Origin of the sequence: Shewanella sp. HL-SH4 (assembly GCF_051164845.1) — a bacterium.
Taxonomy (GTDB): Bacteria; Pseudomonadota; Gammaproteobacteria; order Enterobacterales; family Shewanellaceae; genus Shewanella; species Shewanella glacialimarina.
The window spans coordinates 1854945-1881658 of the sequence record NZ_CP195037.1; the positions used below are offsets into that span (position 1 = coordinate 1854945).

The window sequence follows — 26714 nt, forward strand, 5'->3', positions numbered from 1 at the left end:
TCAATTAATCAAAATACAACTGCTCCAACATAGGAATAACAAAATAAAAAGGTGTGGCATAACCACACCTTTGAATAATCATAAATTTTATTAATTATTTACTTAGAGGCTAATCATCTCCCAAGTAATCATCGTTATTGGGATTGTGAGCATCCGCCCAGTCATCCATATCGGCATCATTGTTAGGATTGTTAATGTCTGCCCAAGTATCAAGCTCATCTTGCGACATTTCAGATGTATTTGGCATATAAACCTCCTTATTTTTTACCATTGTGATTAGGGTTATTAGGATTTAATTGGTTACTACGATTATCCTGCGATTTCTGATAAGCAGTGTTGGTACCTGAAGTCCCCTTATTCGAATTAGCTTGGTTGGCCTTGTGATTACTATTAGACATATTTGTCTCCTAAAATTAATTAATTAATGATGTATCGATTACTAGGGACTTTAACAATTAGAGTCAAAGCCCCTGCAATCGGCGAACATCAAGCTTAAAGTTCATAAACGCTCTACAATCACTTGGTGTGCCTGGAACCGTAAGCTTTCTGCCGCTAGGGGCCGTCAACACAGAATGACGTCCTCGTCTAATTTTCCATTCACCATCTTTTAAAAGATAACTAACTAAATCATTAATATTTTTATCATTACTGTATTTCTTCATAGATAAACGCCACCAGCAAAATTAATCCTAACTGACGTATACCCCAATGCCTTCCGTATTGAATTATCAGAAAAAAAGTAGCCAGCAGGCCTTATTAGAAGAGATTGAATATCTTTTGAGGAGTGGTGTAACTCCGCTTGCAAATCATTGCCTTCCAAGGTGGTATAGCAATATCCGCAGCGGTAATTACAGGCTTCGGTCATATGAAAGTTAATGACCATTTCATTGGTACTTGTCATGGTTAGCTCCGTTTGTTGACGACAAACGTAGAGTCACCTAGTGCAATGCACTATCAAGCCTTCAAACGAAATAAATTACATATTTCTAAATTGCTCCAGCAAATCATTAAATTCGACAGCCTCTCGCACCTTTTTCTCGACATGCTGCTTCAATTGATTTACAGCATCATTATCAGAAGACATCGATGATGCTACCTTAGCGGCTTTCTCTAAATCACCTTGTATATACGCCAGTAGTAGATTATCGGCGGGAGCCATGGCTGCGGATTGTGCTAACAAAGCATGCAACAAATTTATATTTTTACCTAAAGCGACCTGTGGTAATACTGCAAAAGGGTTAGGCAACTTTTCCATATATAAATCAAAATCACCAGCCAATGCATCAGCAAACTCATGCGCTAAAACACTGGTTATAGCGATTCCCATCAAAGAATGACTTTTACCAAAAATAACCCTAACGGCTAAAGCACATTCATGGCGGTAAGCTTTATTATCAAAGATTCGCTTCACATTTTTAGGGTCATGGAATACAGCATTGAGCAATAGCGCATTAAACAGCACTATTAACTGTTCTTTATCGGCTAAAAGAGTTGGAAATCGGTGATCCTCTATTTTAGGTTTTGGCGCAGTCTTAATAAGCTTATTGCGAACAAAAGAATCGGCTTTATTTTTAAGTAGCGGACTCTCCGTCGCAACATCAATATTAAACAATAACCTAATAGCATCTGGTATAGTTAAACCACTACTCACCGCAATACGCCTTCTTAAGTAATGTACTCGCCTGAATTCGATTAAACTCTTCTTGCCCAATTGAAAAGCCTGCAATTGCTTTAGCCATATCAAGCCAATTACTTCTACCGTAAGAAGAATAACAACTATGTGACCGTTTACTATATTGTTGAACGGACCCAATACAGTAACCTGCACGCATAGCCTCGGCCATAGATGTATGTATGGGTGCGTATGCGCCAGGTTGACCTTTGTTATCAAAAATCTCTACAGCATCACGACATGATTGTTGTAACAACCTGGCATCATTACTGTTAAATGATGTCTCTTTGGCTTGTAATGCACCGCTAATGAGTAAACTAAAGCAACACAAACTAATTACTGTAATTTTCATAGTTTTCCCTCAGCAAGACTTGAAGTTAAATCCGTTTGCGTTTCAGTTAAGGGAGGTGATGTAGATGTCGCTTCAGCTTGCCTCTTTGCAGAGGTTTGTGATTCAGGAACAGGCTTCGGGGAATCGGCTTCAACAACATTTACTGGCTGCTTTACAGATGCCTCATCTGATGTATCCGCGGTAACTTTCTTTTGCCATAACTTAGGCAAAGGGGCTGCTGCATAAATAACCAAAATAATTAAAAGGCTGGAAATATACGTATCAAACTTATTAACAGTAGTAAAAAATTCAACATCTAACCGACCATTAACTGAAAATTCGACCCTAATTACCGATAGTGCGATGAATGATAACAATAAAGCCATACTCGAAACGGTAAACACAAAACGCCGAAGCATCTGCCACCTAGTCCAATATAATTGAGAGCCCCGACGATAAAAACGCCAAATCACAATACACAAGCAAGTAAATATAACTATTTCAGCCAGATCCAACTCACTGATACCAGTTCCATATTCAAAAAATTCAATTGGGATAGATATAACAGTGAGAATAGCGACAACACCAAGGCTCAGATAGAGCAAAAAAGTCATAACCCCGGCAGTAAGATGCCCCAGAAAAATATCTAGAGTATTTAAAATTGATTTCATTGTTCATCCTTGATAATACAGAAAAGCTGCTAAGAGAGCGTAATTTTCAAAACGGCCAGTATCATTACGTTTTATACTCAATGAATCAAGTGGATAGCATGGAAATTGATAACTTACATTAAAATAAACTTCCAAATAATGACAAACTAGCACATGGGTAATTTTACCCTGGTAAGCGCAGCTTGGCTTTATTAAAGGTATTACTGCAGCTTGGTATCGACTTACCACGGTAATTTTTACACCCCCAAAAATCACCTCTAGCGCTTTGTCGAAGAGTCATATCGCCGCCACAAACACTGCAAACTGGCGCTGTATGGCTACAAGAGTCATTAAGACATACTTTAAAGCCAGTAAAACGTTTACGCGTCATCGGGCTACCACAAAGCTCACACCCCTCCTCTTTATGGTCACATAAGGGAAAGTGAGAACATGAGAAGAACGACTTAAAGCTGCCAACTCTTGGTTTCAAAGTGCCAGTAGTACAGCGAACACAGCTTATGTCTTCAAAAATTTTCTGCACCAAAGAGGTGTTGAACTCATCTTGCTCGATGGCATAGTTATCTTTCAGCAGTTCGATCACAAATGGGCTAGCGTCAGTCATATCGGCAACTACATATACACGATGCTTTGCACGGGTTAAGGCCACATAAAATAAACGACGTTCCTCTGCAAATTCAAATGCCTCAGTCTTAGGTAGAAACGCATCAAGTATGGGAGGGGTCACTTTCATCGAAGGAAAGCCATGTTTGCCCGTTTGCATCCCCATGATCACCACATAATCAGCCTCTTTACCTTTTGAGGCATGAAAAGACTGACATTCGATAGTCAGCTTTGGGTATTGTCTGTTTAACTGCTTTAGCTTAACGTTGTCGGGTAGTTGAAACCAGAATCGCGCCAGCAGATACACTACAGGCTGGCCCTTAATATCATCTTCAACCTTTTCAACACGCTTGCTAATCGCATTTAAAGCTTGTTCAAGTGAATTGGAACTCGGCTCATCTTTCGATGCGGGCTCTTGCTCGCCTCGCCGTATCAATGACACTGTAGGGTAATCAACCTGAGATACTGAACGGATATCTTTGTTAAGTTGCACGGGGTTCTTAGTCACAAACTTTGTCGCAACATCACCAATGCTACTGTTGAATCTGAACGTTTTATCTAAATACGTTTTAGCTGTAGGGCCGAAATATTCAGTAAACAGAGTGGTTAAACTGACATCTGCTCCGCTAAATCGATAAATTGCCTGCCAATCATCACCCACGCAAAACAGCGATGCTTTTGGTTTGCCCCCAGATAAACAGGAGTCCCTTAACGCTTTAACTAACCGTGCTCTGGGCTCTGAGATATCTTGAAACTCATCGACCATGATATAGCGCCATGGACTAAGAAATTGTCCTTGTTGAATATAGCGTAATGCTTTGCCTATCATGTCCTCGAAATCGATATCACCTGAGGCTGACAATTGCTCCTGGTAACGACTTAATATCGGCTCTAGTAGTTCGAATGCTTTACGAGTCTGCTTTGCATCCGCGGCATTGCTAAATACGGTCTCCAATCCTTTACTATCCAGACAAGCTGATTTATACAAGCCAATTAGCTTACTGAACAATTTGGCTAACTCAGTAACACGACCAAGTTCATTAAGTGTCGCTAGTATTGCTTCATCGGGTAACGGAGACACTTTAATATCTAACGCTTGAATAGCGTGCTCAAGCTGATGAGTGAGCTGACCTTTTTTATGCTGATAGTAAAATAGTTCAAGGCAAACTGTTTCATGCTCTTTATGCAATTGGCGCTTCCACTCCATCGACTCCAAATATTGCTGATTGTCGATATAAGGGGCTGTACTATCATCTTCATCGATGCCGTAATACTCAATATAAACACCGTAGTCAGATAGGAAGAAGTCGGGTTGATATTGGCGAAAATCCACACAACTTACATCATGCTCATACTTAGCTTCGTACTGGTACTCAATGCCATTACTGAATAGCCAGTTTGCAATGTATAGCTCGCCGAAACTTTTTACCCGCTCACCTTTAAGGGTGCGAATATCATTGTCATTTAGGTATTGAAAGTACTCACCCTGAGAGTCAAAATCAAAAGGGCTTTTTTCAACATAATAATATTGACTGAAGTACTCAAATAGCTGTTTACGATAGGACTCATCTTCAATCAATGTTTCAAGGGTGTCTTGTACCCATCTATCTTTAGCTTTTTCGTCTTCAGCCCAAGGCGATAGGCTCGGTGATTTGCCTTCGACTTGAGCAATAATTCTTAAACCTAAACTATGAAAAGTGCTTGCTTTAATGTCATCGGTATCAAGCTTCTCCTTTATGCGCTCGTCCATTTCATCAGCCGCTTTTCTGCCGTAAGCAAGCAGTAATATTTCATCGGTTTGTGCCTGACCACTGTTAATTAAATAGCCTGCACGGCCCACCATTACGCTAGTTTTACCCGTACCAGCCCCTGCTAATAGCAAGTTATTGTTATCATCAATCACACAAGCTCGTTGCTGCATCTCAGTCAGAGGCTTAGATTCAACATGTTCAAAAAAATCTGCAAACTTGAATAGCTGAGCTTTTACATAGTTTTCACGCAGCTGTTCGATGTCTGCTTTGTTCCAGCTATACATCTTCTGTAATTTGGCTAACGCTGCGTTTATATCATTCGCCAATGGCATATTTTCACACCAAGGGAACCAACGCCGATATTCACGATCGATTCTCGCCTGCATCATCTCCAAGCGCGATTGACGCAAATATTCCCTAGAAAGTGTTAACTCAACCCTCGCCACCAGATTATCCAATTGTTGAGCATTGTGGGTAGCCCAACGTTGCGCTATGTCATTATCAAAATGTTTTCGAGCAAAATAGCTGAGAAAAAGGACTTGATAAGCCTTACCTGAAACAGTCAATCCAAGCAGATAACCTAAAGGACTAAAACTAAACTTCGGTGGGCAATCTAATTGTTGCCATAAAAAACTCACTTCAGCTGGTGGCTCTTTAACTGAACCGAACTTAGCTAAAAACTGCCCCTGAGCACGATAAAATGTAATGCCTTTCTCGGTGAGAACCACAGCATTTGGCTTGCCCCTATAAAAATGGCCAAACCAACTGTGCTTAATTGTTTGCGCTGACGGCTTTGATGACAATGTGTAACCTACTGCTAATAAATGGCTTTGATGTTCTCAAGCAACTTGGTTTGATAACTTTTACCGATAGTCGCGATATCAACCTTATGGTGCACATGGATAAAGCCTTTCCCTATTTCGCCATAGGTCTTTTCAAAATCAAAGCCACACACTAGGAAAATGGCACCGAGCTTGGCGATACAAGCCGTTCTTGCTTTGGGATTTCGTTCATAGGCATTGATTAACCCTATATGAGTCCACCAGCGCGCTGTTCGACTGCTGTTGGACTCTACTAAATTAAAGTTGGCGATTATACTGAAAATATCTTCAGAGGAAGTCGACATATGCCTGATGTATGTTCAGAAATTTTTCCTCAGTCCTATGTCATTCCGTAGCAAAAAACAGTGAATCCAGTTGCTTTAACACCCTCTCGATTTCAGAAGGGTTAACCATCAAACCGACGACTCCTGAATGCTCAATAAAACCTGCTAATTTTAGTTTTTGAGCAAGTTGAGGAGTATATATACGAGTGATAACTCCAAAGCTTCCTTTATAAAAATTCAGCTCAAAGACAAATTCATCATCTTCACATTCCCAAACCATTATGACTCTTGGCTTGGTGCTAGTGTCATAAACCGTCACATAATGCAACTTTACGGAATCGCTTAACAGTTTGCTGGTTAATAATTTGTGATAAAGACAGTAGGTATATAAATCAGCATACTCGCCATTCATTTGGCTGCGCTTAAGAATGTAAATCTCATCATGCGACTCAAAGCGAATAGCCATGTTTGAACAGAATTCAATAACCTCTGGCGTATCAATAATTAGCTGTAGCCATTCAGGTTGTGGAGAGCATGCTGCAATTATTCCAGTTAATTGTTCCATAGGGTTTAGTTCAGGTTCTATTTCGTCCCATAAAGACTTCAAATAACTTCGCTTTACACCTTGATCTCTCAACAACCTTTTCCAGCAGGCTTCTTTGCTAGAATCATTTACTAGGAAAGATAGGTTTCTACCTTGCGGTAGTAGATAATCTCCGATACATAATAAAGCACGCTGCCATAAGTTCTTATCTGATTTTCGCAAACCAAACTTGTCAAACATCATGTTGGCTCTAGTAAAATAGTACGAGAATTTTCTTTGCAATTCTTCATGCTGCAAAACTAAACAACCATCAGATTCATCATTAATTCCTGAAAACTCCAACAAAAATCCTATTTGTCCCTTAAAGTACCCATGACTTTCCGCTGTTTTTATAAATGTCCACCAATCCGAGCCTGCCAAAATAAGAGAAGACTTAATGCGTTCTTCATCTATCTGTTGTTTACTGAAACCTTCCACTGAATTAGCTGGATTGGCAAGATACCCTAAGATATTGTCGGCATGATCTAGCAAAGAACTTACACTTTCGATGCTACGACGAAGATCATAAGCTCTATTGTATGAAGTATTTTCTGAAAGATTACGAATGACACGCATCCAATGATTAAAATTGTCTTTTTCAACCTTGCCTTTACACTGTCTTATATAGCCTACATACGCTGCAAATTGTACCGCTTCAGTATAGGAAAGGCTTCGACCTAGTTTAATGACAGACTGCAATATCGATGACTCATTGAAAAATTCTGTATCCAAGGACAATGAACACAAGTCCCCTTCATCATACTTTAGCAAACTCAATAAATATATCAGCGATAACGAAAACTGTTCATCCAACCAACTCCCATTATGATAGTCATTGTAAGATAGTTTATTTCTAGCATTCCGCAGCTTTTCGACATCCACTAAATAATTATCTGACTTGGAATCCAAAGTTACTAACGCCACAGCTCGGAATAGTCTTAAAAAAGCTTCATCAAAGGTATTACTCAAAGAGTTTCTATATTGCCAAAACAGATCTCCCCACTGTGTATCCATCTTAATAGCAACGTACTCATGCATAGGGAATAAATGCCCATTTATATCAAAATATAAATCTGGCAATTGTGATTTCAACAATTGTTCATATCGAGCTTTAAAAGTCTCAAATGCTGTTAAGGGCTTCCCCCTGGCATTCATTTTGATATACAGATCATCTGATAAGCCAAAATTCAGCAAATCCAACGATTGGAATGTAATTGCCGGTGAGGCTTCGTCAATCAGCCTGGCAAATAAACCCATTGGTGATGCAAATCTTTTATGAATAGCATCCAACATGCTTAATACTGATTGAATAGTGGGGTCCAATCGCCAGCTGATAAAATACCATGCCTGATCGCAAATCAAATCGGATAAGCTACTCACTTTATCAACTGATTCTTGTGGATGATAAACAACCAGCTGGTCAAAGAATTCATTACTGCTTGGACGCACGTCATAGGAGAATCTGGATTTCTTCCCTTCACGAACAAACAATTCGGAAAACATTTCCAGATCATCATCACGCCAAGCCAAATACCAATGCAATAGAAACAAAGTGGTCAGACGTTGCTGACCATCAAGAGGCAGAAAACGTGTCTCCTCATAACCTTCAACACTGCCGTATATAAAATCAAGATTAAGAGGTAAAGACGGATCGTCAGCAGGTTTACATAACGCTGATTCCAAAGCGCTTAGGAACTCCTCTCGCACTTCGACCTCGGCAGGACGTCCTTGTGCATAGTCGCGCTGTATGATGGGTATTTGAATTGACCCATGTTGTTTAAGGAGTTGACGGTAAGTAGTTAGATTATCGAGTTTCATAGGACCCTCCTGCAAAACCACAAAAGAAATCGGTGAGCGTGTCAATCATGGCAACTTCATACCCGTCTCTATCCTTTTCACTCCAAAACATAGCATTACCTACTTGTGGGCTATAACACTTGAGAAAGACATTTCGAGTACACAAAGGTACAAAAATGCCAGCTTGATCCAGCTCCAATAGTTTTTGTCTTTTTATAGCAAATACAGAATTACCATAACTGCGATTCGTACTCTCATCCAACAAAGTCAGATTTGCCACACCATGCTGGGCCTCCCAGAAGCTTTCTTCATTGAAAACCTTAAGCAATTCTTCATATATTTTATCAAATGCCTCTGGGTTAGGCGGGATAGATGGCAAAATAAGATAGGTATCTATCTCTTTGACCAAATCTTTTTGCATCTCTTGGCTTTCAAAGTATTCCTTGCAGTGGCCGAGCCATTCCCGTTGCTGATCATTACGACCAGGTTTGTCGTTTGTAACAGAACGTATGTGTTCAATATCCCATCTTTGACACTTAAAATTGTCAAATTGGAAACGCAGGTTGGAACGCTCATCGCTAAGTGCAGTTGCCAAGTTAAAGAGTAGCAGCCAGGAACGAATGTCATGATTTGTAGTGCTGTAAGTTAATAGTTCAGCTCGTACAGAGAGCATATCTCGTATAATATCTCGTGCATTAAATGTTTCAGGGGGATTACTGAGCAGCACTTTCCTGAAGATCTTCTTTCGTAGGGCTTGCTCAAAGCTACTCTTCGGGCAATCTTTTGCCAAGAAACGGATGTCATTGATTGTCATCCCTTCATTGACCAAAAAGCCAACCATGTGAAAAAGAGTCCGGTCTTCAAACCACTCTTCGAGTTGAAGGTGAGTGGCCTTGATACGTAACCATTCATCAGCTATTGATGCATCTTGCTTCTTTAACCTTTCATTGAAGGTATGAAATACACCATAAGCATCTTGGGCCACAACATAGGGCATTTCATCTTCATTAGCCACCAGCTCAAACAAGAACCCGATCCGGTTCTGTTTTGGCGCCACTCGGTTGCTGATGAAGTACCAAAAAGCATCTGATTGTAGTGCCTTCTCCAACAGATCCCACTCATAAGCGATGCGCAACTGTGTTATCGAATGGTTTTCTTCATTTTTGATGCGACGTAGAAAAAGAGCTCTGATTAATTCATCATTTGTCAGCGGTATCTTGCCTACGTTCAGGCGTGTAAAAGCTGCGACTGGGTTTTCCCCTTCCCCCAGTTGAAACCAGATAACCTTTACCTTATTAAGAAAAGTAGTTTTGATATCATCAACTTCGTTTTCACGTTCAGAAAACCAGTCTTCAATCACCTGCATCGCCTGATAAATGTGAAAGAAATCGGGATTAGCTTCAGCCTCTTCCTCAACAGGATTCTCCAAGAAGGCATCCAGAGCTTCTCTGGTTTCATAGGCCAATTGGTACAGCTTCAATTGATACTTTTCGGTTAGGCGTTCATTGAAATGGCGCAAAATCAACAACAGAGTTGTAAGGCGTTGCTGACCATCAACCACCTCATATTCATATTCATTTTCTTCCCTGACTTTGATAACCAGTGGCTGCAGACAATAAAATTCATCTGGCTGGGGGTTTTTACGCTGGGTGAATTCACGTATATCTTCCAGAAGCTGGGTAACCTGCAGCGTTGACCAACGATAACCACGTTGATAGGCAGGAATAAAAAATTGCTGTGGGAGATTAGTTTCAGTATTGATACGTAGTTTATCAATACTTTTCAGAGAGATTTTTGGATGTTTCATATCAGTCTTTCTTCCTTGTTTTACGTTTCCAAGCAATAACGTAACGCTTTTCTTTCATTCTATCCAACAAAGCCGTAGTGAAGTTGCTACCGCAGATTATTTCGTAGTTGCCTTTGAGATCTTCATTAAAGGATTCTGGCCAATTGGGTGAAATTTCACTCGGGCTTGGGCGACATTAACTTGGACTTTTACTTTAATGACGAAGGCGAGTAGCTCAAGCTTCATCCCATCAAAAAAGCTGGCGAGATAATAATATGTATCACAAAATAGATGGTTTTTTGGTAAACAATACATCCTGATATTCCCAACAATACATTCAAGTAGAACTCCGCCGAACTTGGCTTCAATCCAGTATTGCTAGACAAAAAGGTAGCCGCGGCAGATCTACCAATCTGTCCTGACTTTACTCAAAATGCGAGCTCGAATGCTGGCTTACATTGCACTGATGTTATTACAGTCATATTTCCTCCATGAATTTACTTACCCAAACGGTGCAAGCTCTACAACTGATCAACCACCCATAATGAACTCTGCACCAGGCTGACCATGCAGTTCTTCGATAAAGCTACATTGTTCCCAAAGCGGTTCAATATTTATTGAAGCAAGGCAGGTATAAAGCTTATTTTGCCAAAAAGCCTCTGGCTTCCTTGTTAAGGTGAGACCTGTATACGGACGTGCTATTTTTGTGGCAATGGCAGCTTGAAGATCTGCAAGACTATCAGGGTTTAATTCGTCCTGAATAAAATTCTCCAGTGATATAAAACGGCCTTCGACTAGGTTTTTTATTTGGAACACATCATTCCATGTATTTAACTTTTCTATCACTAGGGCATCACGTGTTGTCCAATTGACCTGAATTTTTGGCTCAGGGTCTTTATCGCTTAATAAAACGAGTTCAACATAACTCTCAGCTGATTCTGTAAAAGGATAAAAAGCCGATCGCCTTTTTTTACCTTTCGTACAATAAAATAAATCTTCAGCCTTTTTTGCATCCTGATTACAAGTTTGGCAAATCGGGAATAAGTTATCAGGATGTACCGCATAAATAGGATATTTAGACTTACAAAGGAAGTGGTCGTAATCAGCACGCCACTGTTGTTCAGTAGATATATTCGCACGAAAAGCTGCTATTTTTTCAAGCCCGCAGACACGGCACACTTCACCATTAACCTGCTTAAAGCTATTAAAGTGAGTATCAATAGTTATACCGTCACAATCATTTACTATCGGTTGCAAAGTTTTAGTAGAGCCATAAAGGTGGGAGCCAAGCTCTTTCAATGCTGTAAGGCAGCTTTTTGGTAAAAATGACAATAAATCGTGATTTGGGGTCGCAAAAAGTGTTTGAAGATTTTGATTATCTCTTACTATTTCAAACAATTGTTGCCGAAGTTCTAGTGGCAGATTTTGTAGTTCAAGGTGCAGTTCTTGGAACTTATCTTTGGTTAGCTTTTCCTTTCCTTTTGGTCTCTTTGCATTATTCCAACAGGCCTGTCCAATAGCTCCTGCTGAAAGGCTACCTCTACTGAAGTCGGTGACAGGTACAGCATGTTGAAGAAAATATAACAATTCTTCATTTAGCTTATGAAAAACTTTAAATTTAGGTGTTAAAGGAGCTAGTGAAAACAACATTACTGATCCAGCCTCTTCATTAAATACGCTTTTTCTGGCGACTTACCTAAATGCTCCACAATCCACTGCCTGGCGTGACTATCACCTTGTTTTAACTGTTCACGTATCTCCTTGACGACACTCTGAGAAATTAACGAATGTAATCCAAAGTGCTCTTTAATGAGCACATCAAAGGATGCACCATAGGTTTCATTGGAGGGATGCCTGTAACCGATAGTTCCATCCTCGAAACGCTGGAACATAAAGACATTCTCTCTTTTCAAGGAGGAAATCATAAAAGGCGAGTGGGTTGCTAAAAATACCTGTGAGTTTGGTGATTCTGTATGCATCGCTTGCTGTAAAAAACCATGAAAATGAGTTCGCCATGCAGGATTTAAATGTGTCTCAGGTTCGTCGTATAGAAATAGCGTTTGTTCATCTCTGTATAGTGTTGTTATTGCTAAAATTTGTAACAGCTGTGCCTCACCATCTGATAAGTCATCAAAACAAACTGTGCGACCGCCTTCATCGGCAAGGACGAGTTCTTTCACTGATAGCGGCAGTTTGGCTTTTAGAGGTTTTTTTATTGAACCTTCATAGTTATCTTTGTTCAGCTCACGTCTCATTTTGGCATTTAGGTTTTTTAATCCAAGCTGCTGTATTCGATATAACCGTTCAAACATTCTCAATCCACTATCAATGTTCGACTGTTTGAGGTTGCGCTTTACATCAGGATCATACAAATCGAGTTCGATAGTGCCACGAAGAAAGTCTAACTCATAAAGTTCATACTCATCATCGGTAGTTCTTCGGCCCAAGCCTTTAACGTTGTAGGGAAATGCATCGCCAATGAACTTCTTAATGTCCTTAGTTAGCTCTTCCTCAATAGTCCAATTTTTCAAGTCATACTCAAGCACAAGTTTGACTGGACGATTATAAGTGGTTCCAGCAAGAGCTCGTGCCAGGTTCTCATCATCAAGAATAGCTAATGCAGCAATGGCTAGCTGAGCACTATCATAATCCAAGTACACATGAGTACTCGGGCTAACATAAGTCTCCCTAAGACCCAATGGATTGGCATACTCCAGCATCTCAGCACCAGTGCCAACTTGGGTTAGGTCCTCTTCAAAAAGGTGTGGATATCGTGCTAGAAAACGTTCGTTAACATCTTGGATTAGCATTGGTAGGCGCTCACGACTTTCTTCATCATGACGATTTCTATATTCTGCCTGCAACCGCATTAATTGCTTATTTCGCCGCGATCTTGCATTGAGAGCCTTATAAATCTGATTGGCATTTTTAAGAAAGCTGCGTTGCAAGTTTTCGTTAAGTCCTGATGAGTAGCCAATGACTCTCGGCAACTGTAGTGATTCAAGGGGAATTTCTTCCCACTCAGATTGCTTGTTTACAAAAACCCGCAGCTTTTTACTCGAAATGGGTAGGGCGACCTTGTACTTAGGGTTTATGACTCCACCACATTGAGCCAAAGGCCCACCGCAAACCATACCTGAATTACCTACTGAATGGTTACTGGGTTCGTGGGTTTGATATTCCAGTACAAAACCGAAATTAAGGCTATTTTTGACCTTAAAGTCACGTCTTTGTGCTCGCTCAATAAAGGCAAAACACTCGCCAATAAGCTCTAGAAGCTGTGACTTACCTGAGCCATTAGGACCTACGAGAGCTATAACTTGTCCTTGAGAGTCTGAAAAATCAAATGCCTGCTCCTTTAGCCCTTTGTATTGACCTTGCAGACTTAGAGATAATAAGCGCATCAGGCCTTTTTCCTTATACTGGCTTTCTTTGTGGGCTTTTTCTTTGTAGCAAGAACTTCACGTTCGGCTTTAATGCGTTCAAGCAGGGCTTCGGCGCTGTTATCACCTGATATCAATGATGGGTTCGCGGTGCGCCAATCGGCGGTTAGCTCGCCTCTGAAGGCTTTAGCGAGTATCGACTGGGTGAGATTATTGACCCGTAGCTGTGCTGCATTGACCTGCGTTTCCACTTTATCGGCGAAAGCGAACAGCTCTTCGACACGACGGACGATTTCGATTTGTTCATTCAATGGAGGTATAGGTAGCAAAGCATCTCGGCACTGAGAAAGTGAGATATTTACTTGGCCAACACTACCTTTTGTATCAGGCATGACTTCTCTGACCAACTCACCTTCGCACAGGACGTGATACAAAAACAGGTGATGAAGAGCTGAAGGGTCAGCTCTAAATAATGTAATAGCTTGGTTTAAGTTCCACTCGGGGTACTGGTCTGTTAACACTGCAACTTTACCGAGTGGCGGACCAACAATGTTCATTAACACATCATTTGGCTGTGCGATTGAGCGCTTCAACGAAGATTTATGGACATCCGCTGTGACAAATTGCGGTTTATAATCAAAATCAATTTTCTGATTAACAATGTTGTATACCTTTAAAAATGGGATCGTACCATTTTGATCAAAAGGATTATCACGTGGCGTCGAACCACTCTGTACCTTAAGGCAAACCATACTCGCAGGCTCGGATTTCCATCCAACAGGAAGTAATTTGTTGCCCTGAATTTCATACTTATTACTTCCCCGCCATTCCTCTGTCAGTTTGCCACTCACTGCCGCTGCCAAGAGCGATTGGCGGAATGATTTTAAGATGGCGGGGATGGCATCGAGGCGGGCTTTGGTGCTTTCCACCTGCGCTAACAGCTCATCCAGCTTGTCGGCTATGACTTTTTGTTCGGCTAGTGGGGGGAGGTGTATTCCTATAGGATATACTTTAGCCCCTGAAATAACAGGTTGTGCTGTACTCGAATCGTTCTGCCTTAAGTCAGTATTAGTCAGTAATTGATAAAGAAACTTTTGATTTATTGAGCCATCATCAAAACTAGTAACAAAAGCGTTATCAGTAATCCAAGCTTTAGCTGGCGTCAGATGGACTGAGCCACAATAAAAACCAACACGACCGATAGCAATGGTCACTTTATTTATGTTGGTGTCGTTGTGCCAACCAGTAATGCCATTGCCCCCAAAGACAGGGATATCACCTTCTACCATTTTGGATTTAGTTAACCCTTTCCCTGAAGAAATGCTGATAATTCCACCAAGGTCGGTTAGAGCCCATCCATCAGGCAATAAACCTAATTCACTCATCCTTTCACTCCACCAGCTAATGACGCAACCAAAGCCTCAAGATCTGCCAAGGCGCCTTTAAGCTCTGTCATGGCTTCACCCGCTAACTCTTCTGGCGTACCTAAGTCAGCAGCATCTACGCTATTGGCATCTTTAAGCCATGAGATATCCAGTGAGTCACCTTTGGTATCACGGATAAATTCACGACTAAACACGCGCCAACGACTTTTGGCTAGACGTTCATCTATACCTTGATTTACTTCGGTATTCTCAATTTCAACTTCATCTGCGTTAAACGACCATTCACCTTCCACTCTTTCTGCTAACAGAACATTACACACAGCTTCAAATGGAGTTAAGTGTTGTTCACCAAACGGGGTACGTTTGCCAAAGTTAGGCATGTTGGTACGTAAATCATAGACCCAGGTATTGGGGGTGCAGTTTTCTTCTTGTAGCTTGTCTTTGGCACTACCTTTAGTAAAAAACAGCACATTAGTTTTAACGCCTGCGGCGTAGAAGATACCTGTCGGTAAACGTAAAATAGTGTGCAGGTTGCACTTGTTCATTAAGTCGCGGCGCACATCGGTACCTACGCCGGCTTCAAACAACACATTATCAGGCAATACCACGGCGGCGCGGCCACCTGGCTTTAAGTTGCGGTAGATGTGCTGCAAGAATGCCAGCTGTTTATTGCTGGTGGGATAGGTTAAATCATCTCGGGTGATAGAGGCATCACCACCTTTACTGGTACCAAACGGCGGGTTGGCAAGAATAATATCGGCTTTGGGTAAACTCATGCCGACTTGGCCTAATGAGTTACCTAAATGCACTACGCCTTCATCGTCACCTTCCATGCCATGGAGTAAACAGTTCATCAGTGCTAAACGGCGAGTCGATGGCACCAGCTCGACACCGATAAAGGCCTTATTCTTTTGAAATTCGACCTGCTTAGCATCTAAATCAAAATGGTCATCAGTCTTGGCTTTAATAAAGCTGTCGGCGGCTATCAAGAAACCTGCGGTACCTGCCGCGGGATCTTGAATGACTTCACCGGCTTGTGGGTTGATGACTCGTACCATGGAGTCAATCAAGGCGCGTGGAGTAAAGTATTGGCCCGCACCGGACTTAGTCTCGTTAGCGTTTTTCTCTAATAAGCCTTCATACAAGTCGCCTAGGCCATCTTTCTGGGCGCTGAACCAGTCGATAGAATCCAGTGATTTTATGAGTTGCTTTAGGTGGCGCGGTTCGCGCAGTCGGGTTTGTGCATCGGCATAAATGGCTAAGATCAATGGGTCTGCATGTAGGGTGTTACCCTCGCTGTCTTTCCCGGTTGATAAGGTGAGCAACATGCGCTTATAGTCATCGAGCAGGTTTAAGCCGTCTTTATCGCTTAAATCGGTCCAGCGGCAACCTGTTGGCAGAGTATGTTTATTGAGTAAGCCTGCTTCGGTGTTCTCGTGCACCATTTTAATAAACAGCAGCAAGACTAGCTCAGTCACGTAGTCGGAATAGTTAATGCCATCGTCACGCAGTACGTCACACAGGTTCCACAGTTTTTGTACAATGTCGTTGTTGCTCATTGGATTTTGCTCTTTACGTTTAGGCCTGTTGCGGCGCTGACTGAATAGGGGATTGCTGATTATCTGATGAATAGCGGCTGAACTGGTTGCTGTCTTTGGTCATCAGGGTGACAAATTTAGGGTGAACAAATAGCTTCTCTTTGCCCGATTGCACCTCTTCGAGTACCCCAATGTCACATAGCTGCTTTAAATACACAGAGGCGGTTTGACGCTTTGCTAAGCCACTCTCGACTAAGTTGTGTATGCGGCAATAGGGTTGTTCAAAAATCACCTGTACCAGCTCATAGCTATAAATTTTGGGTAACTGCTGTCGCACATGTTCGGTGGTGTGCTCAATGAGCTCACGGGCGGCAGCGATTTTGTGGGTGGTCCACTTAGCCGTTTGCTCGACGGCATTAAGCATAAAGATGATCCACGGTTGCCATTCTTGCTTGGTGGTCACGTTAAGTAACAAGCGATAGTAATCTTGCTTATTAGCGACGATATAGCGGCTTAAATACAAGATAGGCGCACTTAGCAGTTGCTGATCGATAAGATAGAGAATATTCAGCACCCGCCCGGTACGGCCATTACCATCGATAAAAGGATGGATGGCTTCAAACTGATAGTGGGCCATGGCCATCTTGATGAGCGGGTCCACATCATCTTGATTGTGTAAAAAGGCTTCCCAGTTGCTTAGCAAGTCACGAATAATACTCTCGCCTGCTGGTGGAGTGTAGATAACCTCCCCCGTGGCCTGATTGGTTAAGCTGGTGCCAGGTACTTTACGCACATCCATCTGCACCGATTTTATGGTACTGCAAATTTCTAATGCGGTTGTGACACACAGCGGCCGGCTGGTTAGCTGAGTAAAACCTTGGTAAAGCGCGGTGCGATAGCGAAGCGCCTCTTTGGTCATGGGGTCTGCTTGGCTGTCTTCTTGAGCATATTGAAACAGTTTGTCTGTGGTAGTGACAATGTTTTCAATCTCGCTACTGCCTTGTGCCTCTAGCAGTGGCAGCAAGTTGATAAGCAAGCCTTGGTTAGGTAATAGCTCACCCGCTTGCTTTAACTCGGCAAGCGCGGCGCGAGCTGGAATACAAGCCTTGAGTATGGGTAAGGTTTCGGCCAACTCCCCTAGTTTGTTATCTAGTGGTAGAGGGGGCAAATGGTTGTATGCTTGTTCAGCGTGCCATTCCATGTTTAAAAAACCTTCCTTTTTCGACATATAAAGAGATTGCGCTGAGCTTATGTCGATTCAATCGACATGTAAAGAAAACATGTTTACAAAAGCTTAATTTATCGACATGTGATACATATTTTGCGTGGTTATGTCGATTGCATCAACATAATCACGCTAACTTGCCAACCAAAGATATTCGTTTAGCTCATTAAGTATGCTGTCGAGTTGATCCTCAAGTATAAGGTTAAATTGCTTTACCCCGCCTTGATCGGCAAAACGTTGGTTGACAAATGCCTTATCAATCACAGCCTCATGCACTAACTGCTTTGCTAAACGATCAAGCCACTTACGTTGAAGCGGGTTCCACTCATGCTCGCTGTAAATACGTTGCATGGCTTTACTAACCCGTTGCTCAAAGGGAATTAACGCCTCATCTAGAGCTGCTTGGCGGATATAGCCGATAATACTGGCAGCAATGTCTTGGTTGGTATTTTTACGCCATGCGCTTTGCAAATGGGCCTCACTATAACCGGCTGCATCTAACATTAATTTGACTTCTTTCAGTTGTTCTCGCGTTAGGTCTTTAGGGCGATTCACTACTACTGACAAGGCTGCCGATTGGTTAATATTCTGCCTAATAAAATGGTTAAAGCTTTCAAGATAGTCAGCCGGTTTTTCGTGTACGCCATAGTTTTGCTGACGACTTATGAATTCATCATTGCCGTTGTAGATAATTGGCATTGCGTTACTGCCGACTAAGTAACGGACTTCTGCCAACTGATTGATAAGGCCGCTATGCTGCTTAAAAAATTGCGATGCCTCTTTAGGGCCAATTTGATGTAAGTGCTGGTGAAGCTTATCAGGCGCTACGCCCCACACCTCTTCAAGCTGTTCGAGCTTTGCTTTAAGTTCTGGCTTGTTTTCTGCCTTTTTCACCGCTTTACGCATCACCCGCATGACTTTTTGACCAAGCTGATTAAGTACATCATCGGCATGGCTAGTGCCTGCCTGTTCACCAGGAGCGTCTAAGGCTTGTGCTAAATGGGCATCATCGCTTAACTCTTCCACCAGCTGTTCAAGGGTGATGTTGGGGTCTTTAACGATCGGCTTCATTGTGTTGACAGCTTCAAGCGCACTATAAATATCTACGGGGTCATAAATCTTGAAGGCGGTTTTTCCAATGTCATCACAACGACGAGTCGCTCGCCCCATCATTTGTTCATACAAAATACGCGACTTAACGCGACGTAAAAACACCAGATGACAAATCTTAGGGACATCAATACCCGTTGATAATAGGTCAACGGTAATAGCGATATTAGGATATCGCTCATTTTTGTACTGGCGAATAAGCTGACTGACTTTATCGCTTTGGCCGGTAATTTTAGCCACAGCGGCTTGGTTGTATTCATCGCCATACAGCTCACAAAATGCTTTGTCTAATAGGCGTTTCACCATGTCTGCATGTATGTCTGTGGCACAAAAGATCATGGTCTTTTCATCGCCGAATGGGTCTAGCTCTTTGGTTAACTCTTGGCAGATAACATCATTAAATGACTCGGTTATCACCCTTTTATTGAAGGACTCTACATCAAACTTTAATTCATCGTCTAAATCGGCGGTTTCTATTTCACCTGTTTGGGTATTAATAGCGCTAACGGTTTCACCTTTTTCAAACTTGATGCCGTGTTTGTTGAGTTGGGTTTCATATCTAATCGGTGGTTCATGGTCGATAAGCCAATCATCTGCCACGGCTTCACGGTAACTATAGGTATAAACGGGCTTACCGAAAATTTCACTCGTATGCTTGGCAGGCGTTGCGGTTAATCCAATACGCACGGCATCGAAATAATCGAGTACGCGACGGTAACTAGACAAGTATTGACTCGCATCACGGGTTGCTAATTCACCTTCTGTCATTTGCTGGTCTAGCGCATAACCTCGGTGTGCTTCATCAACAATAATACAGTCAAATTCATCAAGTGGCGGCGGTGTGTCAGACATAAAAATACGCTTGACCATGGCTTGCACTGTGGCCACTTGAATGCGGGTTTCGGCCTCACTGGCCATATCGCCTAATTCGGCAATGTTGTAGATAGACGATAGAACCTTATTTTGTTCCAGCTTGGCTTCGTCAAAGGAGTCGCATGCTTGCTCACCTAATGCGGTTCTATCAACGAGGAATAAAATACGTCTAAAACGTTCAGCTTTTAAGAAGCGATACATTAAACCAATAATGGTACGAGTTTTACCTGTGCCTGTAGCCATTGCCAACAGGCACTCGGTTTTATCTTGCTCTAAGGTCGACTCAACCGCTGCAATGGCTTTTTGTTGATAATCACGCAGCCCCAGGTAATCAAACCCTCCTGTTGGAGTTGCTGCTCAGCATCTTCACGGCTACGTTTTAACTTATCGAGCAGGCCATCTGGCGAATGAAACTGTTGCAGTGCTTTCTTTGCATTGCTGGGCTTGCGCGTATCCCGAAACCAAGTGCCCGATAATTCGGCTAGCTGTTTGTTAAACGGTCTGCCATTACATGAATAAACAAAGGGAATGTGATAGTGGCCATCGTTTTCATCCGCCCAAGCAACGGTGCGGCCCTCTAGTTCCCATGCTCCTTGTTGCGTTGATGGTAGTTTATAGCCTTTAGAATAACGCTCTGCTTGAGTAATTTTACCCGCGACATTGGAGTTCTCTTTTTTAGCCTCAACAATAGCAATAGGTGTTAGGCCACAAAACAAAACATAGTCAGCTCGCCCCTGCTGGCCCTTATATAATGTTGGCCATTCTGCAATGGCGAGATTTTTACCTTTTTCGGGTCGAGTGCCTTTGCGGTAATCTAATCTTTGGGTATCAGCAGTCCATTTGGCTTCATTAAGTTGCTGGTCAATTAACACCCGAGTTAGCTCTTCGCTTAGCTCAATATTATTACCCGCTTTGCTGGCTTGCTTACTTAAGGTTGACCTATTTTTACTGGCTGCTTTACTGTCGGTCTGAGCTTGTTGAGCCAGTTCGGCTTGAAGCGCTTTAATACGAGACTCAAATAGTAACTTTTGCTGCGCTAATGCTTTTTCATGCTCAGCAGCCTGCTTTGATAAGACACGAGCTTCAGCGTCCATTTGTTCAGCAAGGACGGCGTATTCTTCTTTTTCACGGGCGATTAATTCGGTTAGCTGTTGATTATCAGTTAACTGCTGGTGGTTATCGTTTAGTTCACTACGTAATTGCTCAATTTGAGTTTGTAGCGCTTGTAGCTGCGCACTGGGATCTTGAGGTGGTGTAAACGGACCCGCTTTAAATGGTGTTTTAAGGTTACCAAAGGCATGGTGAAACCAGATGGCTAAGCTACGAGCAAGTTTTAAGCCTTCTAATGCTTCTTTGTGATGGGTTATAAACTGATGTGTAGCTTTGTTGCCTTCAATACGTAATGAATGAAATAACTGTCGTACAACAGGCTCTAAATTCAGTTCTCGATGAATTTTATACAGCAGATCGGCTTGAGTGGTTTTTTCATCAAATTCAACACCACATCTGGCGGCAATATCTTGCGCCATGGCTTCGCCGAGTTGGCGCAGCTTAATCAAGGTGGTGTTAGGGTCGCTTATAAAGGCACGTTCGGCGCTGCTGGCCAAATCGATAAAGATAGGGTCGTATGGCTTGAGAAAACTGAAATTAGTAGAGCCCTTTTCAAGGCTTTTATCTTGTATATCCAATGCCATCATTCCTTCGCAGCGTTAAATTTTTATCTTTTTTATTGAATGCAATCATACCCTGTAAAAATTTAAGAATCATCAATTTGTTATTACATATGAGCATACAGATCAAAAAGATACAGATATACGTAAAATACTTAACTCGCTGAATAGTACTTGATTACTGAGTGATGAAATGTCACAAGCTTAAATGTATATAAGGAGCTGTTTCGAAATAAGGAAAGCAAATGGCGAGTATATCAAAGCAGACATTCAGATGATTTCAGATAATGACCGCTCCCTTTCGACAGAGTTTATTGAACAGTTACAAAGTCAAAAAAACACTTTGGATTGTTCTATTTACTCAGTTCTATGCAATGGTAATAGAGTTGAAGATAATTTTAGTGACGAATTAATTGTATTGTAAAAACTTAAGCGTTCACAACAAGTGAAATGGGACTAAAGTGGTGACTAAAATTATTTTAAAACAAACAAAAACAGTCTAATTATTTGTTTTTAAATTAAATAAAAATTCAAACCAACATTCAGATCCAAAATGTTGAGTAATGTTTTAGCGGTCACGCTAAAACACTAAACACCTTACTAAAGCCTCATTAAGTGAGGCTTTTTTATTTAACCTCAGTTCGGGTTAAGAGATGAATAAACGGTATTGAAATAGTCAAAATTCAACTGTTTACCCTCAAACTTGAGCTTTGCGCTGTTAACAAGGCGAATTTATGCGTCAATAGCGAGCTATTGCAAATGAGTTCAACGCAGTTAGCGGGGCAAAGATCTGTTTGATATGCATTTATTATCCCGAGCTGAGGTTATTTACTAATATCTATAAAAAACTATACCCTCAACCGCCAAATATCGAAGGTTTCCTGGCACAACTGCTCTCTAAAGTCTGGATGAGCGATATCGATTAAGGCGCGGGCACGTTCACGCAGTGATTTACCCCGCATGTTGGCAATACCATATTCGGTGACAATGTAATGTACGTGGGCACGGGTAGTGACGACCCCTGCGCCAGGAGATAACACTGTCGCAATCCTTGAAATAGTGCCTTTAGCTGCGGTGCTCGGCAGGGCAATAACCGATCGCCCTCCTTCAGAAAGTGCTGCCCCGCGAATAAAGTCCATTTGACCGCCTACACCGGAGTAGATGCTCGTGCCTAGCGAGTCGGCGCAGACCTGACCTGATATATCCACCTGTAAGGCGGAATTTATGGCCATAACATTTGGGTTTTTTCGAATAATAGCCGTATCGTTAACCTGTTCAATATCCATAAAAATCACTGATGGATTATCATCAACAAAATCATAGAGTCTCTGGCTTCCTAAAGTAAAACCTGTCACCAGTTTGTCTGGATGCACCTTCTTACGGCTATTATTAATGGCGCCACTCTCAACCAGGTTTAATACCCCATCGGAAAATAGTTCGGTATGGACACCAAGGTCACGATGCTCTGTAAGGCAAGAGAGTACCGCATCAGGAATCGAGCCTATGCCCATTTGCAAGCAGTCACCATCGCGCACCAGCTTGGCAACATTTTTACCTATGGCTGAGCTAATCGGGTCACTTACTGCTAATGGATGTTGTGGTAATACCATACTTTGCTCATACACGGCTGCAAATTTCTGGTAATGAACAAACCCATCACCATGAGTACGGGGCATCATGGGATTAATATGTGCGATGATTTTACCGGCCATTTGGCATGCTGCCAACGTTGCTTCAACCGAAATACCCAGTGAACAAATACCATGTTTATCTGGCGGCGATACCTGAATAATAGCGGTGTCAATATGCTGTTCACCGGAACGAAACAGTTTAGGAACTTCAGAGAGAAATATCGGTACGTAGTCCGCATCACCTTGTTGCAACAACAAGCGTGTTGGCACGCCACCGAAAAAACAACGATGACGAAGATGAGCCTTCAATCTTGGGTCACTTAATGACTCAGCGCCCTCAGTATGAAGCTGCAATAAAGTTAAATCATGCCGATTTAAAGCGTGAACAGCCAATGCATCGAGTAATAGCTTGGGTGTCGCGCCCATAGAGTGGGTCCAGATTGTTTCACCATTTTCAATTAAAGAAACAGCTTCTAAAGCAGTATTACAAATAATTGGGGGCATTAAGTTTACCTAGGTCATGGCTCTGTTTTCAGTGTAAGGGCTAATTTAAAACTTTAATAGCCCCTAACAAAACCCATTATCAGGAAGTTGATCTTAAGCACGGGTTATAACAATTTAACTCGGAATGCACAGACATGAAGACTTTAAACTCGAACTAATTAGCCTTAAAACTTAAGCGTTTTGATGTGAAGATTTTTATGCACAATAGTGTTTGAAACGGTATCAGCTAATACAAATATTTTAGCGATAGGCATAAAAAAACCTGCCGCGGCAGGTTTTAATTAATTCTTAACGAGCACTAATAACAGTATTAGATATCCATACAGCTTTTAAGCTTATTCATGGCATTTTTTTCTAACTGTCTTATACGCTCAGCTGATACTTGGTAAGTATTAGCCAGCTCTTGTAGCGTCGTTTTATCATCATCTAACCACCGAGAACGAAGAATATGCTGACTACGCTCGTCTAAGGTTTTAATGGCTAATAATAAACGGTCCTGCGAGTCAGACTCCCAGTTGTCGTCTTCAATGTTTTGCGCAACATCTGAAGCGTGATCTTGCAAATACAATGCTGGTGCATAATCGGTTGTGTCGTCGTCACTGTCATTGGTCAAATCAAAGGCAGGATCTTGCGCCGCCATCCGAGATTCCATTTCGGTCACGTCTGATCTAGAAACACCTAAGTTTTCGGCCACCATTGAGACTTCTTCATCGCTGAACCAGCCTAAACGTTTTTTAGATTTGCGAATATTGAAGAATAGTTTGCGTTGTGCTTTGGTGGTAGCCACTTTCACAATACGCCAGTTTTTCAACACGTATTCATGAATTTCAGCTTTAATCCAATGTACTGCAAATGAGACTAGACGTACACCAACATCAGGATCAAAACGTTTTACCGCTTTCATCAAACCAACATTGCCTTCTTGAATTAAATCCGCCTGCGGTAGCCCGTAGCCAGAATAACCTTTGGCGACGTGTGCAACAAAACGAAGATGCGACATAATAAGTTGTTTAGCCGCTTGAAGATCGCCGGTTTCTTGTAAACGCTTGGCGAGATCAAACTCAGTCTTGGCATCTAACATCTCAATTTTAGATACTGACCGAATATAAGCTTCTATGCTACCACTGCTTTGCGGTAACGCTAGCGCCATTGATTGCGTTTGATTAGTCATTCGCTCTCCTACTGCTTTAATAAAATCATGCTACAAAATCTTTGAATACAATGAAATAGATTAAAAAATTCACAAGATGTTAGCTGATAAACTTCATATTATTAAGACATCTTATGTCCAACAAAGTTCATCCGAGCGGTTATTTAACCCGTTAACGTACTACTTTGCAAGTAAACTAAGTTTCATTTACTTACTTTGCATAGATTATCTCAATCGGTTAATCCTGTTACCGTTAACATCTATGCTAAGTTTACCGCTGGTCGGCGATAGATTTACGACGGCTCTATTTTACGAAGATGCTGCCGCACTGATAAATAAGATCCTAACCAGCCTAAAAATGATGCCAGTAAAACCAATTGACCCAGTTCAGCAAAAGTCAGTGCCTGTAAACTTAATTCGCTACCATATAGTCCCATTAAGTCAGCTAGCGCACTATCTAAGTACCAGACTAATAAATTAATAATTATCCACGCTAAAAGTCCACCAATGACGCCATACCATATCCCGGTATATAGAAACGGCCGCTGAATAAAGGCTTCTGTCGCGCCGACTAATTTCATAATTTCAATTTCGGTACGACGATTCATAATAGCCAGTCGAATGGTATTACCTATTACCAATATCACCGCCAATACTAATAATGCCGCGATTGCCAATACGGTTTTCTCCAGCAAGCGCACCATGGCTTGTAAACGCTCTAACCATTCAATATCTAAACGACCAAAACTGACCTCAGGTTCACGTTCAAGCTTACGTAGTAATTCTCGCGCACCTGTTGGACTAGAATATTTAAGTGACGGTGTAACCGTTACCACTGCGGGTAGTGGGTTTTCGTCCAGGTAAGATAAAGCTTCACCAAAACCAGATAGACGCTGAAATTCTTCTAAGGCTTGATCTCGGCTGATATAGTCAATCGACTCGACTTCTCGAAACACTTTAATGCGTGAAATTAAGCTTTGAATAGACTGCTCGCTGCGTCCTTCATTGATAAACAGTGATATCTCCGCGGCGCTATTCCAAGATTGAGTGATATTTTCTGCATTTTTAACCAACACCTGCAATGCTGCAGGTAAGCTTAAACTGACCCCAAGAACTGCCATTGTCATGATTGAAGACACTGGCGTACGCCATAATTCTCCCATACTCGACATGCCTTGTTGAACATGACGAATAAAAAACATCACGATTCGCCCACTCATAGGCAGCTTGCTTTGGGTAATGCTATTTTGTTTAGCCATTAGTCTTCTCCCCCCGAGCTAGAATGAGACTCACCGCCAATCATTCTTCCCTGTTTTAGGGTAAAGGTACGATATTTCATTCGTGCGATGAGTCCCAAGTCGTGGGTCGCAATTAACACACTGGTACCAGCATCATGAAAGGTTTCAAATAACCTTAAAATATCCATAGACAGCTTTGGGTCTAAGTTACCTGTTGGCTCATCGGCTAATAAAATAGGTGGCTTATTCACAATCGCGCGGGCAATACCTACTCTTTGCTGTTCGCCACCAGATAACATAATGGGGCTATGACGCTCTTTGCCATATAGCCCAACCATGTCTAACGCACCTGCAACACGCTTTTTTATTTCACCATGGGAAAAGCCTTCAATCACTAATGGTAATGCCACATTATCGAAAACACTTTTGTCCATTAATAGGTGATGATTTTGAAAAATCATCCCTATATTACGACGTAAATAAGGCACGTGTTTAGCACTGACATTGGCAATGTCATGGCCATTAATCGCCACCCGACCTGCCGATGCGCGCTCAATAACGGTGATCAATTTAAGCAAGGTACTTTTACCTGCACCAGAGTGACCGGTTAAAAAAGCCATCTCACCTTGACGAAGATGAAAATTCACATCCAGTAAGGCTTTTTGCCCGCCGGGATAGACTTTGCTGACCTGCTCAAATTGGATCATGTTC

At 41.9% G+C, this 26714-nt stretch carries 19 protein-coding genes and 1 pseudogene; all 20 read right to left on the reverse strand.

Annotated elements, in window-relative coordinates:
- Positions 1-109: 109 nt before the first annotated feature.
- Positions 110-247 carry a hypothetical protein gene (locus ACRWQL_RS09075; protein ID WP_434953177.1) on the reverse strand — a complete coding sequence of 46 codons (138 nt, stop codon included), beginning with the start codon at positions 245-247 and terminating at the stop codon, positions 110-112.
- 10 nt (positions 248-257) lie between these two features.
- On the reverse strand, positions 258-398 hold the full coding sequence (locus ACRWQL_RS09080) for a hypothetical protein (protein WP_434953178.1): 141 nt from the start codon (positions 396-398) through the stop codon (positions 258-260).
- Positions 399-461: 63 nt separating this feature from the next.
- Positions 462-662, reverse strand: coding sequence for a hypothetical protein (locus ACRWQL_RS09085; protein ID WP_434953179.1), 201 nt, complete (start codon positions 660-662; stop codon positions 462-464).
- A gap of 314 nt (positions 663-976) precedes the next feature.
- Positions 977-1612 carry a hypothetical protein gene (locus ACRWQL_RS09090; RefSeq protein ID WP_434953181.1) on the reverse strand — a complete coding sequence of 212 codons (636 nt, stop codon included), beginning with the start codon at positions 1610-1612 and terminating at the stop codon, positions 977-979.
- 31 nt (positions 1613-1643) lie between these two features.
- The gene (locus ACRWQL_RS09095; protein WP_434953182.1) at positions 1644-2024 is read right to left on the reverse strand and encodes a hypothetical protein; all 381 of its coding nucleotides are present in this window, start codon (positions 2022-2024) and stop codon (positions 1644-1646) included.
- On the reverse strand, positions 2021-2674 hold the full coding sequence (locus ACRWQL_RS09100) for a hypothetical protein (protein WP_434953184.1): 654 nt from the start codon (positions 2672-2674) through the stop codon (positions 2021-2023). The genes ACRWQL_RS09095 and ACRWQL_RS09100 overlap by 4 nt, the downstream gene beginning before the upstream one ends.
- A gap of 163 nt (positions 2675-2837) precedes the next feature.
- Positions 2838-5828, reverse strand: a complete 2991-nt coding sequence (locus tag ACRWQL_RS09105) for a UvrD-helicase domain-containing protein (protein WP_434953185.1) — start codon at positions 5826-5828, stop codon at positions 2838-2840.
- Positions 5829-5842: 14 nt separating this feature from the next.
- On the reverse strand, positions 5843-6151 hold the full coding sequence (locus tag ACRWQL_RS09110) for an HNH endonuclease (RefSeq protein ID WP_434953186.1): 309 nt from the start codon (positions 6149-6151) through the stop codon (positions 5843-5845).
- A 40-nt stretch (positions 6152-6191) separates the two neighbouring features.
- Positions 6192-8531 carry a DUF262 domain-containing protein gene (locus ACRWQL_RS09115; protein ID WP_434953187.1) on the reverse strand — a complete coding sequence of 780 codons (2340 nt, stop codon included), beginning with the start codon at positions 8529-8531 and terminating at the stop codon, positions 6192-6194.
- A complete protein-coding gene (locus ACRWQL_RS09120; protein WP_434953189.1) occupies positions 8518-10317 on the reverse strand; it encodes a DUF262 domain-containing protein in 1800 nt (599 codons plus the stop codon). The genes ACRWQL_RS09115 and ACRWQL_RS09120 overlap by 14 nt, the downstream gene beginning before the upstream one ends.
- Before the next feature lie 510 nt (positions 10318-10827).
- On the reverse strand, positions 10828-11946 hold the full coding sequence (locus tag ACRWQL_RS09125) for a hypothetical protein (RefSeq protein WP_434953190.1): 1119 nt from the start codon (positions 11944-11946) through the stop codon (positions 10828-10830).
- Positions 11946-13700, reverse strand: a complete 1755-nt coding sequence (locus ACRWQL_RS09130) for an AAA family ATPase (protein ID WP_434953191.1) — start codon at positions 13698-13700, stop codon at positions 11946-11948. The genes ACRWQL_RS09125 and ACRWQL_RS09130 overlap by 1 nt, the downstream gene beginning before the upstream one ends.
- Entirely contained in the window at positions 13700-15064 is a 1365-nt protein-coding gene (locus ACRWQL_RS09135) for a restriction endonuclease subunit S (protein WP_434953192.1), read from the reverse strand. The genes ACRWQL_RS09130 and ACRWQL_RS09135 overlap by 1 nt, the downstream gene beginning before the upstream one ends.
- On the reverse strand, positions 15061-16623 hold the full coding sequence (locus tag ACRWQL_RS09140) for an N-6 DNA methylase (RefSeq protein WP_434953193.1): 1563 nt from the start codon (positions 16621-16623) through the stop codon (positions 15061-15063). The genes ACRWQL_RS09135 and ACRWQL_RS09140 overlap by 4 nt, the downstream gene beginning before the upstream one ends.
- Before the next feature lie 19 nt (positions 16624-16642).
- A complete protein-coding gene (fic, locus tag ACRWQL_RS09145) occupies positions 16643-17803 on the reverse strand; it encodes a protein adenylyltransferase Fic (protein ID WP_434953195.1) in 1161 nt (386 codons plus the stop codon).
- A gap of 156 nt (positions 17804-17959) precedes the next feature.
- Positions 17960-21504, reverse strand: a pseudogene (gene hsdR / locus ACRWQL_RS09150) (type I restriction-modification system endonuclease).
- Positions 21505-22328: 824 nt separating this feature from the next.
- The gene (locus ACRWQL_RS09155; RefSeq protein ID WP_434953196.1) at positions 22329-23615 is read right to left on the reverse strand and encodes an acetyl-CoA hydrolase/transferase family protein; all 1287 of its coding nucleotides are present in this window, start codon (positions 23613-23615) and stop codon (positions 22329-22331) included.
- A gap of 310 nt (positions 23616-23925) precedes the next feature.
- Positions 23926-24786, reverse strand: a complete 861-nt coding sequence (rpoH, locus tag ACRWQL_RS09160) for an RNA polymerase sigma factor RpoH (RefSeq protein ID WP_434953197.1) — start codon at positions 24784-24786, stop codon at positions 23926-23928.
- A gap of 272 nt (positions 24787-25058) precedes the next feature.
- Positions 25059-26024: a permease-like cell division protein FtsX gene (ftsX, locus tag ACRWQL_RS09165; RefSeq protein WP_434927862.1), complete on the reverse strand. Its 966-nt coding sequence runs from the start codon at positions 26022-26024 to the stop codon at positions 25059-25061.
- Positions 26024-26710: a cell division ATP-binding protein FtsE gene (gene ftsE, locus ACRWQL_RS09170; RefSeq protein WP_434927861.1), complete on the reverse strand. Its 687-nt coding sequence runs from the start codon at positions 26708-26710 to the stop codon at positions 26024-26026. Before ftsE ends, ftsX begins: the two co-directional genes overlap by 1 nt.
- Positions 26711-26714 lie beyond the last annotated feature (4 nt).